The organism is Cellulomonas sp. P4_H12 (genome assembly GCF_056400905.1).
In genome coordinates, this window is record NZ_JBFUKJ010000165.1 from 1 (window position 1) to 507 (window position 507).

The 507-nt window shown below is 74.4% G+C and carries 1 protein-coding gene; it reads right to left on the reverse strand.

All coding sequences use genetic code 11. The annotated features are described in order from the left end of the window. Nucleotides 1-507, reverse strand: a 507-nt coding sequence (locus tag AC1DQC_RS20335) for an enoyl-CoA hydratase/isomerase family protein (protein ID WP_477053028.1), incomplete at both ends; no start/stop codon positions are given.

Consider the following 507-nt stretch of genomic DNA (forward strand, 5'->3'; position numbering starts at 1 on the left):
ACTTCGGGTTGCGGTCCTTCTCCACCACCTGCGCGCGGATCCCCTCGACCAGGTCGTGGGACGCCAGGCAGGCCGACGACACCCGGTACTCCTCGTTCAACACGGCCTCGAGGCTGGTCTGCCCGCGGGCCTGCCGCAGCGACCGCAGCGTCACCTTGGCCGCGGTCGGCGACTTCGCGAGCACCTGCTCGGCCGCGGCGGCGGCGTCCGGCGACCCGTGGGCACGCAGCCGCGCAACGATCTCCTCGACCGTGTCCGCCGAGTAGGCGGCGTCGATCCACTCGCGCTGCGCCTGCAGGGCGGATGCCGGTGCGGGCTCGGCGAACTCGGCCACCGCGTCCACGACGGCGCCGCCGGAGAGGGCGGCGACGAAGGCGTCCAGCCGGTCGGACGGGACGAAGTGGTCGGCCAGTCCGCAGTAGAGGGCGTCGCCCGCGCTGAGCCGGGCGGTGGTCAGCGCGATGTGGGTGCCCAACTCGCCCGGGGCCCGGGAGAGCAGGTAGGTGC